Source organism: Agrobacterium sp. DSM 25558 (assembly GCF_900100825.1).
Classification (GTDB): domain Bacteria; phylum Pseudomonadota; class Alphaproteobacteria; order Rhizobiales; family Rhizobiaceae; genus Agrobacterium.
Genome location: NZ_FMUD01000004.1, coordinates 214107 through 229445 on the forward strand (window position 1 = coordinate 214107; position 15339 = coordinate 229445).

Sequence of the window (15339 nt, forward strand, 5' to 3'; positions counted from 1 at the left end):
TCCTTGAATTTTCGGTACTGAAACGATCAATAGGGGGAGTTTTGTTCCCATTCCGCCAATGTTAGTTTTGCTTGAGCAATGGTCGTGGTCGAATTCGCGATTGTTGTAAGCGTACCCTCGATCATGATGTTGTGGTCATCGAGCAGCGGTTTGATTGTTGTTAGCGTAAGGTCGAGTTCGAGCTCATAGTCCTGCAACAGGTGTGCATGGGCGCGGCTGACATCGAATTGAGAGGCCAAAATGTAGCGCACCTGGCCAGAGGTCGCCTTCAGCTTCGACATGAACAGCAGATTGACGAAGGGGCTGTTGTCCTTGCGGAAATTAACGATTGGCGTGCGAATGGTCATAGGTCCATCGACCTGTAGAAATTCGTGGATTTTTTCGCGGGCAGTTGCGTTTTCCGCGTGCGTTCCGTTGGGGCTGGTTTGCAGCATCCGGCAGTTTTTACCCACCACATCATCGCTGCTGTAACCCGTCAGGGCACAAAACTTGTCGTTGACCAAGGCCAGATGCTGGTCATCTTGCGCGTAGGATAACGCAAGGGCAACGGACGATTTTTGGAAGAAATCCTGAAGCGATTGGTCAATTTCAAGCTGTGGCATATGGCTCATCGTTCAAACACGGGTATCGATGCTTACGATAATATGTTGCTTTAAGAAAGGCTTCGACCACAGTTTAGGGCAGCAAGCTTTGCGCCGGAATTGCAAACATATCGCGCGCACAATCCTAGTAAAGTGCGTAACACATTACACACTTTATTGCGGTAGAAATATGCATGGTTTCACTGTGACGTGTCGTTCACGCACGCGGATCAAGGGCTTTGGGGAATGGCAGACAGGGCGGAATTCGTAGTGCGGAAGCTGGCAGCGCTTTATGCCGACCGGCGAGGCGCGACCGCCATCGAATACGGCCTCATCGTCGGCATTATTTCCATGGCGATCATCTTCGGCATGGAAAGCATCCGCGACAACCTCATGGCCATCTTCAAGATCATATCCGATACGTTCGCAAACGCCGTTGTCTGAGTGCCACTTTCTTTCAGTCGGCATCTTTTTAAGGCAATGTGATTTCCGTCGTCTTCAGCGTGTCGGCAAGCCGAACTTTTGCCGAGCCGGGTTTTAGCGGCTTCTGCTGGCTTTCATGTGGCGCCCATCCCGACACGTAGATAATTGAGAAGGTTGCGCGGATACGACCGTCGGGATCGCTGTATTTGTCTGCATAAATCTCGGCAGCGCGCATCAGGAAACGCTTCGTCAGCGGCTTTCTGCTTCGGTCCATCAATGGGTTGGTCATGCCCATGGCGCGCAGGTCGCGCATCAGCGGAAGGATGGAATCGTAGCGCACCGTGTAGGTTTCGGCGTCCGTCACTGGCAGTGCAAAACCGGCGCGCTGCAACAGCGCACCCACATCACGCACATCGGCAAAGGGAATGACACGGGCGCTTGCGCCACCGCTGAGCTCGATTTCCGTGGATAGAAGCACATCCCGCAGTTCCTGCAAGGTGCCGCTCCCGGGAATAGCCGCCAGAAACAGCCCGTCGGGCTTCAGCGCACGGCGGATCTGGATCATCGTTCCCGGTGTGTCGTTGGTCAGATGCAGGGTAAGGGGGGAAACAATCAGATTGGCCGATGCCGGTTCCAACGGCAGTTGCTCTATCGGCGCGACTTTGAAGTCCTGATATCCTTCGGCAAACGCGGCATCGGTTTCGACGCGCACGACAGCGCCGACCTTGCCGGTTTGCAGAATGCGTTGAGCCGTCACGCCCGTTGCCCCGTGAAGCTCGACGGCGGTATCGAAATGCCGCTCCACGATGGCAATCCGGTCCGCCAGCTCGTCGGCTGCGATATCCAACAGAAACAGAGCCTTGTCGTCTCTGGAGCGCCAGGCGCGCTTGCGGTTCTTCTCCACCAGCACCGGGTCGAAAATCATATCCATGCCGTCATCCATCCAAACTTTGCTGTCGCAAAGGCACCCGTTCGCGCCTATTGTCAACCACATGGGCCAGGGGAAAAAGCTGTTTACAGACGTGGGTGGTGTCGGTGCGCTGCGCATGGTCTTGCGCGCGCTAGCTGATTTCATCTACCCGCGATCCTGCGTGGGTTGCGGGCGTATGACCAAAAGCGGCGGAGCATTTTGTACAGAGTGCTGGGCGCAGGTGACATTCATCCAGCGGCCCTATTGCGAGGTGCTGGACATTCCTTTCGCGCATGACCATGGCCCGGGCATTCTCAGCGCCGAAGCCATCGCCGAGCCTCCACCATTCCAACGCCTGCGAGCGGCCACCATCCATGATGGCCCCGCCAGAAAGCTCGTCCACCAACTCAAATATCTCGACCGTACCAATCTCGCGCTGCTGATGGCATCGTGGATGCTGCGGGCAAGCAATGGTACGGTTGCCGCGTGTGATTGCATCGTGCCCGTGCCTCTGCACAGGCGGCGTTTTCTTGCACGCAGGTTTAATCAGTCCGCCGAGCTTGCGCGTCACGTCGCGGCTCTCTCGGGCAAACAGTTTCTCTCCTCCACCCTGTTGCGCATCAAGCCGACGAGCCGCCAAGTGGGCCTTTCCGCTCGCGCCCGTCAGCAGAATGTGCGCGGTGCCTTCGCAATAGCGCCGGGGCGGGAAGCCGACATTGTCGGTTAGCGCGTCGTGCTGATCGATGATGTCTACACCACGGGTGCAACCGTTGCGGCAGCGGCGCGAACGCTGAAGAAGGCAGGTGCCTCAGATGTGACTGTTTTGACCTTTGCAATGGCGATTTCCGGGCCTATATGACACGGGAGAGACCGGGTTTGGTCGATAGTGCGAGGGTTGAAAACGATGGCATCCGTTACGATTTACACACGTGATTTTTGTGGCTTTTGCGCCCGTGCAAAAGCGCTGCTGGAGAGCAAGGGCGTTGATTTCGCCGAATTCAATGCCACCACGAACCCTGATTATCGTCAGGAAATGATGGATAAATCCGGACGCAATACCTTCCCGCAAATCTTCATCGGCACGAATCATGTCGGCGGCTGCGACGATCTGCACGCGCTGGATCGCGACGGCAAGCTGGACGCGCTTCTGGCGAGCTAATTTGAGTACGACGACGATGCAAGGGACAAACAAGATGAGCTTCAAGGCTGCCGCAATTCAGATGTGTTCGGGCGTTGATCCGATAGCAAACGCCGCCAGCATGGAGCGTCTTATTCGTGATGCCGCATCCCAGGGTGCCGTCTATGTGCAGACTCCGGAGATGACGGGTGCCATCCAGAAAGATCGCGATGCGCTCCGTGCGGTTTTGAGGGACGAGAAGGTCGATATCGTTGTCCTGACCGCGGCAAGGCTTTCCCGTGAACTCGGCATCTACGTTCATGTCGGCTCTACCGCCATTGCCCGCGCTGATGGCAAGATTGCCAATCGCGGCTTCCTGTTTGCGCCGGATGGTGAGCGCATCTGCACCTACGACAAGATCCACATGTTCGACGTCGATCTCGACAATGGTGAAAGCTGGCGCGAAAGTGCCGCTTATGAGGCCGGCACGGAAGCCTGCGTGGCCGAACTGCCGCTTGCGACGTTCGGCTTTGCGATTTGCTACGACGTTCGCTTCCCATCGCTGTTTCGCACCGAAGCCGTGGCGGGTGCGCAGGTTCTCACCGTTCCTGCCGCCTTTACAAAACAAACCGGCGAAGCCCATTGGGAAATTCTGCTGCGCGCCCGTGCCATCGAAAATGGTGCATTTCTCGTGGCCGCCGCGCAGGGCGGCACCCATGAAGACGGTCGCGAAACCTTCGGCCATTCAATGATCATCGATCCTTGGGGCAATGTTCTGGCGATCGCCGGTGGCGCTGGCGAGGAGATCATTTTTGCGGATATCGATCCTGCTGCCGTCGCATCGGCACGCGGCAAAATCCCCAATCTCAAGAATGCACGCGATTTCAACCTCGATACGGTCAGAAACAAAGCAGGCGCGGGGGGTAGCGTACAGTGATACGCTATTCGCTCCATTGCGAAAATGCCCATGAATTCGAGGGCTGGTTTTCCGGCAGCGCCGATTTCGACAACCAGCTTCAGCGCGGCCTGATCGGCTGCCCTGTCTGCGGCTCATCTTCCGTCGAAAAGATGCTGATGGCACCATCCGTGTCTACAGCCCGCAAGAAAGACGCCACGCGCACGCTTGCTTTGGACACGGCGCAGAAGCAGGCCTTCGCCAAGATCAAGGAAACGCTGGCGACCATCCGCGCGAATACCGAAGATGTCGGTGACAAGTTTGCGGAGGAAGCCCGCAAAATCCACTACGGCGAAGTGGAACAGCGCGGCATCATCGGCCAGGCATCTCCGCAAGAAGCCATGGCGCTGATCGAAGAGGGCATCGAAGTCGCGCCCCTTCCGGTCCTGCCTGACGATGTGAACTGACTGCCTGCGCTAAGCTGGACGTTTCGCCAGTATCATGTAATTCACTTCCATATCCGGCGACAGGTTCCAGCGGTCCTGCAGTACATTGTAGAAGACGCCGGTGCGGTGAACGACGTGCATGCCGTCAGTAACGAGTGGCTTTTCCAGCTCGTCCGGGCGCACCAGCTTTTCATACTGGTGCGTTCCACGCGGAAGCCAGCGCAAGACATTTTCCGCTGCAAAAATCGCCAGAGCGCGAGCCTTGAGAGTGCGGTTGATCGTTGCTGCAAAAATCAGCCCGTTGGGGCGCACCATCTTCGCGCATGTCGTCAGGAACAGCTCGACATCAGCCACATGCTCCACCACCTCCATGTTCAAAACGATGTCGAAAGTCTCACCCACTGCCAGCAACTGCTCGGCGGTCACGGCGCGGTAATCGACGGAGACATTGTTTTCACGGGCATGGGTCGAGGCGATGCCGATGTTCTTCTCCGACGGGTCGGCACCAACCACATCCGCACCCATCCGCGCCATGGGCTCAGACAGCAGGCCGCCGCCACAACCGATGTCCAAAACCCGCAATCCTTCGAGCGGGCGGTGCGCCTTGGGGTCGCGGCCGAAGTTCTCGCAGGCGCGGTTGCGGATATATTCCAAACGGACGGGATTGAACTTGTGCAGTGGCCGGAATTTACCGGTCGGGCTCCACCACTCCGCGGCCATGGCGGAAAACCGGTCCACTTCGCTCTGGTCGATGGTCGTTTTTGCGGTTTCGCTCATGGTTCTACTCCATCCGTGTTCAGTCCCTGAAGTCGGATGCTTGGTCCGCGAAGTCAAGGGGGCGTTTCTCATCTCAGGCTTCAGGCGGACACGGAAGGAACCGTTATCAGGGCATTTTCGTTTCATGCTGCGTTCATCATCAAGCGCGTATTTTCGAAATGTCACATGCCGATATCGGCGGCCAAGCTCTTGCTTGAGGGAGAAAAAATGAAGAAGAAACTGTTTGGTGCCTTTGCGCTGCTTGCGCTTGTCGCCGCCCCGGCCTTGGCTGAAGCGGCGACGCAGGGCTTTTCCACTGCCAACGTCAATATGCGCTCCGGACCAAGCACGGCATACCCAGCCGTTGTTGTCATTCCCAATGGCGAACCACTGACGATCCACGGTTGCCTGTCGGATACACCGTGGTGCGACGTTTCGTTCAGCTATGGTCGTGGCTGGGTCGCCGGGCGTTACGTTCAGGCCATCTACCGACAGAACCGCGTCTATGTAGAGCCGCGCTACTACCGTGATCTCGGCGTGCCGATCATCACCTTCGAAGCCGGACGTTATTGGGATCAGAACTACCGCAACCGCGATTTCTACCGTGATCGTGACCGCTGGCGCCGTCCGCCACCATCGGGTGGTTACTGGAACGCCCCGCCACCGCGCGATTTCGGTGGCCCGCCACCCCGTCCACGGGATGACTGGCGTGGTCGTGACGACCGTAGAGACCGCGGTCCGAACGATGGTCGCTGGGAGCAGCGCCATGGCGATTGGAACCAGAACGATCGTCAACGTCCACCGATGCGGGATCGCGACAATGACCGACAGCGTTGGGATAACGACAATCGCGACCGTGATCGCAATAGAGATCGGGACGCTAACCGCGACAACAACCGGGACCGCAACCGCGATATGAACCAAAACGATCCACGTCGTCAGAATGATGAGGGTCGAGGTCGTCCAGATGGTAATCGCCCACCGCCGCCACCGCAGGATGGACAACAGTTGGGTTGTATCGTGGGTTCGCCCGGCTGCCAGCTACCTAGGTAATTCCTACATCGCAAAAAGAAAAAAACCCGGCGGATCATCTCCGCCGGGTTTTTGTTATGTGCGATCTTTTTTCTTGGGAGCGCGCTTTTCGAATGGCTTGTCTTTTTTGCCATCGAACTTCGCGGGTCTGTCACCAGCGGGCGCAGCCGATTTCTTTTTCCAAGGCTTGTCGTCCGTGCGGCGTTCGCCACCGGCTGCGGGCTTTTCGGCAAATTTCCGCTGCGGCTTTGCAGGGCGGGTTTCTTCGCGCGCACCGCCGGTCATGTCGGGCTTTCCGTCCATGGCTTTAACGCGGATGCCCTTTTCCAGCATCATGTCCTTGCCGAGTGCGGAGGTGAAACGGTCTACCGCATCGGCGGCCAGTTCCACATAGGTCTCGGTCTGCTGCATACGAATCGCGCCAATATCCTGGCGGGTCAGCTTGCCGAAGCGGCACAGCATGGGAATGAGCCAACGTGGTTCGGCATTCTGCTTGCGACCAACGGAAAGCGTGAACCAACCGCTGTCGGAAAAGTCGGAACGATCCCGGCGTGGTTCGTTGTTTTCAACGGTCTCGAAGCCTTCGCGGCGTGGCTTGCGGGCTCCATCCAGCGAAACTTCGGCGATGTCCTCAGGTGCTGAACGACCCGCATGGTAGAGACGCACGAAAGCAGCAGCAACCTTTTCGGCACCGTGCTGTTCCAAAAGCTTAGCGACGAAATCGCGCTCGTCGTCGTTGACATTTTCCGTCAGCGAGGCGTCGGCCAAAAGGCGCTCGCCATCCCGCTGGGTGATTTCTTCGGCAGATGGCGGACGAACCCAGGCCGGGCTGACCTTGGCACCTTCAAGAAGACGCTCCGCCTTGCGGCGTTGGCTCATCGGCACGATGATGGCGCTGATACCCTTCTGTCCGGCGCGGCCTGTACGGCCAGAGCGGTGCAGAAGCGTATCGGAGTTGGTCGGCAGATCGGCGTGGATGACGAGCTCGAGACCCGGCAAATCGATACCGCGTGCGGCAACGTCTGTTGCCACGCAAACGCGGGCGCGGCCGTCACGCATGGCCTGCAACGCATGTGTACGCTCGTTCTGGCTTAATTCACCAGACAGCGCCACGACGGAGAAACCACGATTGTTCAAACGCGCGGTCAGATGGTTGACGGCAGCACGGGTGGAGCAGAACACGATGGCATTGCGCGCTTCATAAAAGCGCAGTGCATTGATGATTGCGTTTTCGCGGTCGGATGGCGAAACCACCATGGCGCGATATTCGATATCGACGTGCTGCTTCTGCTCGGATGTCGTTGCAACGCGCACAGCGTTCTTCTGGTAGCTTTCGGCAAGCTTAGCGATGCTGCGCGAAACGGTCGCCGAGAACATCAGCGTGCGACGGTCGGACGGCGATTCTTCCAGAATGAATTCCAGATCTTCGCGGAAACCGAGGTCGAGCATCTCGTCAGCCTCATCCAGCACCACGGCTCGAATGGACGAAAGGTCCAGCGCCTTGCGCTTGATGTGGTCGCACAGGCGTCCCGGCGTACCGACGATGATATGCGCACCGCGCTCCAGCGCACGGCGCTCAGCTCTGATATCCATGCCGCCAACGCAGGACGCAATAGAAACGCCGGTGAACTCGTAAAGCCATTCCAGCTCGCGCATCACCTGCATGGCAAGTTCGCGGGTCGGGGCAATGGCGATGCCGAGTGGCGCGCCGGCCTGGCCGAAGCGGCCATTTTTCTGCAACAGCGTCGGGGCAATGGCCATTCCGAAGGCGACGGTCTTGCCAGAGCCCGTCTGGGCGGAAACCAGCGCGTCCTGTCCGTCCAGCTCAGGGGCAAGCATTGCCTTCTGAACAGGGGTCAAATCTTTGTAGCCGCGTTTTTCCAACGCCTGTGCAATCGCCGGGGCGATACCCTGGGTTTCTGTCATCTACCGTCTTTCGGATATTGGGCTGCCTGCATCCGCTCGAAACCATTAGATCATAAGGGTTATAAAGCAGCCGATACGGGCCATTTCGGCCATTCAGCCAGTTGAATTGACGCGCTCATACTGTGAATAGCGACGTTTGTACAGACCAAAGCGGTACGCTCGCTTTGTTGAAACGCCGTACATGGGGCACTGTCTCGGCAAAAAGGCGTACCGCACGGTTCATAAACGGCATTGCGTGGCCCATGCCTTTTCGCTATGAGACCCGGAACTGAGGCCGTTTTTAGGAAGGGCCGACTGGGTTGTGCTCTTGTCCGCCGTTTGGGCGGTAATAATGGGATGGTACTGGTCAAACTATGGCGCGCATTGTCATGAAATTCGGCGGTACATCCGTCGCAAATCTCGAACGCATTCATAATGTCGCGCGGCATGTGAAACGTGAAGTGGATGCTGGCCATGAAGTGGCCGTGGTGGTGTCCGCCATGTCCGGCAAAACCAACGAACTGGTGGACTGGGTCCAGAACACCCCTAAGGTGGCCGGCTCCAAGGAAACATCGTTCTACGATGCGCGTGAATATGATGCGATCGTCGCCTCAGGCGAGCAGGTCACATCAGGCCTTCTGGCCATCGCCTTGCAGTCCATGGGCGTCAATGCCCGCTCGTGGCAGGGCTGGCAAATTCCCATCCGCACCGATAATGCCCACGGCGCTGCCCGCATTCTCGAGATTGACGGGTCCGATATCGTCCGCCGCATGGGCGAGGGCCAGGTCGCCGTCGTTGCCGGTTTCCAGGGTTTAGGCCCGGATAACCGCATTGCCACGCTTGGTCGTGGTGGGTCGGATACATCTGCCGTTGCCATCGCCGCTGCCGTCAAGGCAGATCGTTGCGATATCTATACCGATGTCGACGGTGTCTACACCACCGATCCGCGCATCGTGCCAAAGGCACGCCGCCTGAAGAAGGTCGCCTTCGAGGAAATGCTCGAAATGGCGTCTCTCGGCGCAAAAGTTTTGCAGGTTCGCTCTGTCGAGCTTGCCATGGTGCACAAGGTTCGTACCTTCGTGCGCTCCAGTTTCGAGGATCCCGATGCGCCGGGCATGGGTGACCTTATCAATCCGCCCGGTACTTTGATTTGTGACGAGGAAGAAATCGTGGAACAGGAAGTCGTAACCGGCATAGCCTATGCCAAGGACGAAGCACAAATTTCGCTGCGCCGCCTGTCGGACCGGCCGGGTGTTTCCGCTGCCATCTTCGGACCCTTGGCCGAAGCGCATATCAATGTGGACATGATCGTGCAGAACATCTCAGAAGATGGTTCGCGCACCGATATGACGTTTACGGTTCCATCGGGCGATATGCCCAAGGCCATCAAGGTTCTGGAAGACAACAAGACCCAGATTGGTTTTGACGTTGTTCAGAACGAAACCGGCCTTGCCAAGGTGTCGGTCATCGGCATCGGCATGCGCAGCCACGCCGGTGTTGCTGCCAGCGCGTTCAAGGCTCTGGCCGAGAAGAATATCAACATCAAGGCCATCACGACGTCGGAAATCAAGATTTCCATTCTTATTGATGGCGCATACGCGGAACTTGCAGTTCGTACTTTGCATTCTGCTTACGGTCTCGATAAGAGTTGATTCCGTAACGTCGATACACGTCATCCGATTCTTGTTGTGGCGTGCCTGATGTTCGGTCGGCTGTGCATCCCTGCCTTGCGGTTTGCTGTGCAGGCGGCATAGATTTTGATTGATTGCCATGCGGATCATCTCGGCCCGCATGATGAAGACATCAGGGAGCACACGCGATGAGAGACCTTTCTGCAGGTCCACGCGTCCTCCTCAAGCGGCTCCGCGAAATGATGGCGGAGCATCTTGAGCCGCAGGAGCGTCTCGACCAGATTGTTCGGCAGATTGCCAGCAACATGGTCGCCGAAGTGTGTTCCGTCTACGTGCTGCGTTCCGACAGTGTGCTGGAGCTTTATGCCACCGAAGGACTCAATAAAGACGCAGTCCATCTTGCCCAGTTGAAAATGGGGCAGGGCCTCGTCGGCACCATCGCCGCATCTGCCCAACCGCTCAATCTTTCCGATGCTCAGGCGCATCCAGCTTTCCGCTATCTCCCTGAAACGGGTGAAGAAATTTATCATTCCTTCCTGGGTGTGCCGATTTTGAGATCCGGTCGCACTCTTGGCGTTCTTGTCGTCCAGAACAAGACCAGCCGAACATACCGGGAGGATGAAGTTGAAGCGCTTGAAACCACTGCGATGCTCATTGCGGAAATCGTAGCGAGCGGTGAATTGAAAACAATCACCCGCCCCGGCGTCGAACTGGATCTGACGAGAGCCGTCTCGATCGATGGCGATGCCTATGGTGAAGGCATCGGCCTTGGCCATGTCGTGCTGCATGATCCGCGTATTGTCGTCACCAATCTCCTGAACGAGGACGCCGACACCGAAATTCGGCGTCTGGCGGAAGCCATCGGCTCCCTGCGCCTGTCCATTGACGACATGCTTCAGCGCCGCGATGTCGCTACTGAAGGCGAGCACCGCGAGGTGCTGGAAACATATCGCATGTTCGCCCATGACCAGGGCTGGGTGCGTCGTATGGAAGAAGCCATCCGCAACGGCCTGACGGCGGAAGCGGCGGTCGAAAAGGTTCAAAGCGATACCAAGGCGCGCATGATGCGTCTGACTGATCCTTATCTGCGCGAGCGGATGCATGATTTCGATGATTTGGCCAACCGCCTGTTGCGCCAACTGATCGGTTATGGCGGTCGTCCGCCGGAGCAGGATTTCCCCGCCGATGCCATCGTTCTGGCCCGTGCCATGGGTGCTGCCGAACTGTTGGATTACCCGCGTGAAAAGCTGCGCGGTCTGGTGCTGGAAGACGGTGCTGTCACCAGCCACGTCGTCATCGTTGCACGTGCCATGGGCATCCCCATCATCGGCCAGGCAGCTGGCATCGTGGCGCTCGCGGAAAACAACGACCCGATCATCATCGACGGTGATGATGGGCAGGTCCATCTGCGTCCCGTCATCGACTTGCAGCGCGCCTATGAGGAAAAAGTTCGTCTGCGCGCCAAGCGTCAGGAACAGTTTCGGGCGCTGCGCGATGTCGAGCCCGTCACCAAGGACGGCGTGCGAGTCGATCTGAAGATGAACGCCGGTCTGCTGGTCGATCTGCCGCAGCTGGAAGAATCCGGCGCTGATGGCATCGGCCTGTTCCGCACCGAGCTTCAGTTCATGATCGCCTCGAACATGCCCAAGGGTGAGGAGCAGGAAGCCTTTTATCGCAGCGTTCTGCGCAACGCCAAGGGCAAGCCGGTTACCTTCCGCACGCTGGATATCGGCGGCGATAAGGTCGTGTCCTATATGCGCGGTCAGGAAGAGGAAAATCCCGCACTCGGCTGGCGCGCCATCCGCCTGTCGCTGGATCGTCCCGGCCTGATGCGCACGCAACTTCGCTCGCTGTTGCGTGCAGCCTCCGGTGCCGAACTGCGCGTCATGCTGCCGATGATCACGGAAGTATCCGAAATTCGAGCCGCCCGTGAGTTGTTACAGAAAGAAGTACAGCACCTGTCGAAATTCGGCCATTCCCTGCCGCGCAAGCTGCAATTCGGCGCGATGCTCGAAGTACCAGCGCTGATGTGGCAGCTGGATGAGTTGATGCAGGAAGTCGATTTCGTCTCCGTCGGCTCCAATGACCTGTTCCAGTTCACCATGGCGGTGGATCGCGGCAATGCGCGCGTGTCCGACCGTTTCGATAATCTGGGCAAGCCGTTTCTGCGCATTCTGCGCGATATCGTTCGTGCAGGCGCACGCAACAACACGCTTGTGACATTGTGCGGCGAAATGGCCAGCAAGCCATTGTCGGCCATGGCCCTGATGGGACTGGGCTTCCGCTCCGTCTCCATGTCGCCAACGGCCATCGGCCCGGTTAAAGCCATGCTGCTGGGGCTGGACGTTGGTGCGCTAGCGGCTGAGCTCGATGCGGCATTGGACGATCAAAAGTCGGCGGAAAGCACCCGGCAGGTGCTTTTGCGCTTTGCAGCCACGCATTCTATCCCTATCTGAAAGCCAACAACAATTGGAGTGCGTGACAGGTGGCTAAGCTCCCCGTCGAAAAAATGCGTGAGCTTGAGCGGCGTTTCGGTGAAATCGAAGCGCGCATGGCGGCTGGCCCTGCGGCCGATGTCTATGTGAAGCTGGCGTCCGAATATTCCGAGCTTCAACCGGTCGTCAACAAGATCCGTGAATACGAAAAAGCGCTTGCCGAAGCTGCCGATCTCGAAGCGTTGCTGGCGGATAAATCGACCGACAAGGACATGCGCGATCTGGCCGAGGCCGAGCTGCCTGATATATCCGAGCATATCGAGACGCTCGAGAAGGACATGCAGATCCTTCTTCTGCCCAAGGACGCTGCCGACGAGAAAAGCGCGATCCTTGAAATTCGCGCTGGTACCGGCGGTTCGGAAGCTGCTCTCTTCGCGGGCGATCTGTTTCGCATGTACGAGCGCTTCGCCAGCACCAAAGGCTGGAAGGTCGAAATACTTTCAGCCAGCGAAGGGGAGGCAGGTGGTTACAAGGAAATCATCGCCACCATCACCGGGCGCGGCGTGTTCTCCAAGCTGAAATTCGAATCCGGCGTTCACCGCGTGCAACGCGTGCCGGACACGGAAGCGAGCGGACGCATCCACACCTCGGCAGCAACCGTTGCCGTTCTGCCGGAAGCCGAAGAGATCGACATCGAAATCCGCCCCGAGGACATCCGCATCGATACGATGCGTGCATCCGGTGCTGGCGGCCAACACGTCAACACCACCGACTCTGCGGTCCGCATCACCCATCTGCCCACCGGCCTTATCGTCACCAGTTCGGAAAAATCGCAGCACCAGAACCGTGCGAAAGCCATGCAAGTTCTGCGCTCCCGTCTTTATGATATCGAGCGTCAGAAAGTGGATGGCGAACGGTCTGCCGAGCGCAAGAGCCAAGTCGGCTCCGGCGACCGCTCCGAGCGCATTCGCACCTATAACTTTCCGCAAGGCCGCATTACCGATCACCGCATCAATCTCACGCTCTACAAGCTGGACCGCATGATAGAGGGTGACATCGATGAAATGGTGGACGCCCTGATTTCCGATTATCAGGCCGGTCAGCTGGCCCAACTCGGCGAGCAGCCGTGAGCCAGTCGCCACTGACGGTCGATGCCTTCGCCGCGCAGATGCGCAAGCGTCTGACGGATGCTGGCATCGCCGATCCGCTGACCGACACGCGCTTGCTGATGGGGGAGGTCGTCGGCTTTTCGCTGACGGATTTCGTGTTAAACGGCACCCGCCTGGTCAGTGACGAAGAGACCGCGGAGATCGAGGCCATGATTGCCCGACGCGAACATGGCGAACCGGTGCATCGCATTCTCGGGCATCGCGAATTCTATGGCCTTGATCTGGTTCTGTCTCAGGGCACATTGGAGCCAAGGCCAGACACCGAAGTGCTGGTGGATGCGCTGCTGCCCCACGTCAAACGCATCATCGCGAATACTGGCACCGCACGCATTCTCGATATGGGGACGGGCACCGGTGCCATCTGTCTGGCGCTTCTGCATGAATGCCCTGAAGCCACCGGCGTCGGCAGCGATATTTCACCAGATGCTCTGGAAACGGCGCGCAAGAATGCAAACCGGCACGGGCTCGATGCCAGGTTCGAGGCTGTCGAAAGCCACTGGTTCGAACAGATTTCCGGTCGTTTCGACATAATCGTGTCGAATCCGCCTTATATAAAAACGCAAGTCATCGAAACGCTTGATCGTGACGTGCGCAATTTCGACCCGATGCTGGCGCTCGATGGCGGTGAGGACGGCCTTTCTCCTTACCGCTCGATTGCCGAAAAAGCGGTGGATTTCCTCAGCGAAGACGGCGTTATCGGCGTTGAAATCGGTTACGATCAAAAAGTGGATGTGACGGCCATATTCGCAAGCAACGCGTATGGCTGTATCGAAGCAATCAGGGATTATGGCGGGAATGATCGCGCTTTGATCTTTTGCAAATAGGCCGGGTTGATACGATATGTGTTTTGTTCAAGGTTATTTTGCAAAGCAAAAGAAAAGGCTTGGATTTCCACGGGAAGCGGGCTAGTTTGCCGCCACATGCAGGGTGGCTGAGGGCGAATTTTAGATTCGCCATGGTAAGGATCAGTCCCGACGCGGGTTCTTTTTGAGAACCCTGTAAGGCTGGGCGTTCCCGGCATGTGACTCAGTAAACTTTGTTCGCAGGCGGCTAGATGCAGCATTTGCGCATCCGGGCAATATACGCGAGGTCTTGTCCTTGGGGTCAAGGCGCGCGATGGGAGCAGTTTCGGAAAACCGGGCCGTGGTCCACCCTTCCGCCATTGCATCGAAACAACAATAATTATCAGCAAGACAGAATTCAGGTGAGCAATTGATGAGGCCAGGACAGCAAAACAAGCGCGGCCGGGGGCGTGGCAGCAACAACAATAACAATGGCGGCGGCGGTGGTGGCAGCGGGAACAACAACAATAACTTCAACCGCAAGGGCGGCAATCCGCTCACCAGAAGTTATGACAGCTCCGGCCCGGACGTTAAAGTACGCGGCACAGCCCAGCATATAGCCGAAAAATATTTGACGCTTGCCCGCGATTCTCAGAGCTCCGGCGACCGCGTCATGGCTGAAAACTACCTGCAACACGCAGAACATTATAACCGTATCATCTTGTCCGCTCAGGCGCAGATGCAGGAACGCTTCCAGCGCGATGAACGCGGCGAGTTCCAGCAGGACCGTGACGGCGACGATATCGACGGCGATGACAATGATGACGGCATGGGCTCTGCGCCTTCCATGCAGGATCATCAGGACCAGCGCTCGCAGCGCAACGACCAGCCTCAACGCAATGACCAGTCTCAGCGCAACGAACAGCCAGAGCGGTCGGACCGCACTGAGCGTCAGGAACGCCCTGAGCGTGCCGAGCGCCAGGATCGTCCAGAGCGTCAGGAACGAAACGAGCGCCGCGATCGTCGCGAACGCCCGGCCCGTCAGGAACGTCAGCCGCGCGAAGGTGAAGAAGAGAACGTTGCCGTTGTTGCACCGGCCTCAACACCAGCACCTGTTCCGGTCAGCGTACCCGTCTATGACGCCAGCTCTGCACCGCAGCCGGTCATCGAAGGCACGCCCAAGGAAGTTGCCGTAGAAGAAGAAGCCCAGGTAGGCTCTGCTCCAACGGAACGAACCCCGCGCCGCCCCCGCAGCAC

Annotated in this window: 14 protein-coding genes and 1 pseudogene; 11 read left to right on the top strand and 4 right to left on the bottom strand. The window is 57.9% G+C overall.

The window, feature by feature from the left end:
- Nucleotides 1–26: 26 nt before the first annotated feature.
- Nucleotides 27–602 (bottom strand): PAS domain-containing protein, encoded by a 576-nt coding sequence (locus DSM25558_RS05930; protein ID WP_077102774.1) that lies wholly within the window; start codon nucleotides 600–602, stop codon nucleotides 27–29.
- Nucleotides 603–827: 225 nt separating this feature from the next.
- On the opposite strand from DSM25558_RS05930, the gene DSM25558_RS05935 reads away from it, so the two are divergent.
- On the top strand, nucleotides 828–1025 hold the full coding sequence (locus tag DSM25558_RS05935) for a Flp family type IVb pilin (RefSeq protein ID WP_077102776.1): 198 nt from the start codon (nucleotides 828–830) through the stop codon (nucleotides 1023–1025).
- 28 nt (nucleotides 1026–1053) lie between these two features.
- Here the strand turns inward: DSM25558_RS05935 and DSM25558_RS05940 are convergent, their stop codons facing one another.
- Nucleotides 1054–1935: a methyltransferase domain-containing protein gene (locus tag DSM25558_RS05940; RefSeq protein WP_077102778.1), complete on the bottom strand. Its 882-nt coding sequence runs from the start codon at nucleotides 1933–1935 to the stop codon at nucleotides 1054–1056.
- A 115-nt stretch (nucleotides 1936–2050) separates the two neighbouring features.
- On the opposite strand from DSM25558_RS05940, the pseudogene DSM25558_RS05945 reads away from it, so the two are divergent.
- The 4 genes and pseudogenes from DSM25558_RS05945 (at nucleotide 2051) to DSM25558_RS05960 (ending at nucleotide 4393) form a co-directional block, all read left to right on the top strand.
- Nucleotides 2051–2773 (top strand): annotated as a pseudogene (locus DSM25558_RS05945) (ComF family protein).
- A 45-nt stretch (nucleotides 2774–2818) separates the two neighbouring features.
- A complete protein-coding gene (grxC, locus tag DSM25558_RS05950; protein ID WP_077102779.1) occupies nucleotides 2819–3073 on the top strand; it encodes a glutaredoxin 3 in 255 nt (84 codons plus the stop codon).
- A 34-nt stretch (nucleotides 3074–3107) separates the two neighbouring features.
- Nucleotides 3108–3968 (top strand): carbon-nitrogen hydrolase family protein, encoded by an 861-nt coding sequence (locus tag DSM25558_RS05955; RefSeq protein ID WP_077102781.1) that lies wholly within the window; start codon nucleotides 3108–3110, stop codon nucleotides 3966–3968.
- Nucleotides 3965–4393: a DUF1178 family protein gene (locus DSM25558_RS05960; protein WP_077102783.1), complete on the top strand. Its 429-nt coding sequence runs from the start codon at nucleotides 3965–3967 to the stop codon at nucleotides 4391–4393. Before DSM25558_RS05955 ends, DSM25558_RS05960 begins: the two co-directional genes overlap by 4 nt.
- A gap of 9 nt (nucleotides 4394–4402) precedes the next feature.
- Here DSM25558_RS05960 and ubiG read toward each other — a convergent pair whose 3' ends face one another.
- Entirely contained in the window at nucleotides 4403–5149 is a 747-nt protein-coding gene (gene ubiG / locus DSM25558_RS05965) for a bifunctional 2-polyprenyl-6-hydroxyphenol methylase/3-demethylubiquinol 3-O-methyltransferase UbiG (protein WP_077102785.1), read from the bottom strand.
- 207 nt (nucleotides 5150–5356) lie between these two features.
- On the opposite strand from ubiG, the gene DSM25558_RS05970 reads away from it, so the two are divergent.
- Nucleotides 5357–6181 carry an SH3 domain-containing protein gene (locus tag DSM25558_RS05970; protein ID WP_077102835.1) on the top strand — a complete coding sequence of 275 codons (825 nt, stop codon included), beginning with the start codon at nucleotides 5357–5359 and terminating at the stop codon, nucleotides 6179–6181.
- A gap of 54 nt (nucleotides 6182–6235) precedes the next feature.
- Here the strand turns inward: DSM25558_RS05970 and DSM25558_RS05975 are convergent, their stop codons facing one another.
- Nucleotides 6236–8086, bottom strand: coding sequence for a DEAD/DEAH box helicase (locus tag DSM25558_RS05975; RefSeq protein ID WP_077102787.1), 1851 nt, complete (start codon nucleotides 8084–8086; stop codon nucleotides 6236–6238).
- A gap of 353 nt (nucleotides 8087–8439) precedes the next feature.
- Between DSM25558_RS05975 and DSM25558_RS05980 the strand changes: the two genes are divergently transcribed.
- The 5 genes from DSM25558_RS05980 to DSM25558_RS06000 all read left to right on the top strand — a co-directional run.
- Complete coding sequence (locus DSM25558_RS05980; RefSeq protein WP_077102789.1) at nucleotides 8440–9717, top strand: aspartate kinase; 1278 nt, start codon at nucleotides 8440–8442, stop codon at nucleotides 9715–9717.
- Nucleotides 9718–9884: 167 nt separating this feature from the next.
- Nucleotides 9885–12152, top strand: a complete 2268-nt coding sequence (gene ptsP / locus DSM25558_RS05985; RefSeq protein WP_077102791.1) for a phosphoenolpyruvate--protein phosphotransferase — start codon at nucleotides 9885–9887, stop codon at nucleotides 12150–12152.
- Between the two features lie 29 nt (nucleotides 12153–12181).
- Entirely contained in the window at nucleotides 12182–13261 is a 1080-nt protein-coding gene (prfA, locus tag DSM25558_RS05990; RefSeq protein WP_077102793.1) for a peptide chain release factor 1, read from the top strand.
- Nucleotides 13258–14124, top strand: a complete 867-nt coding sequence (gene prmC / locus DSM25558_RS05995; protein ID WP_256387054.1) for a peptide chain release factor N(5)-glutamine methyltransferase — start codon at nucleotides 13258–13260, stop codon at nucleotides 14122–14124. The genes prfA and prmC overlap by 4 nt, the downstream gene beginning before the upstream one ends.
- Before the next feature lie 391 nt (nucleotides 14125–14515).
- Nucleotides 14516–15339, top strand: an 824-nt coding sequence (locus DSM25558_RS06000; RefSeq protein WP_077102795.1) for a DUF4167 domain-containing protein, incomplete at its 3' end; no start/stop codon positions are given.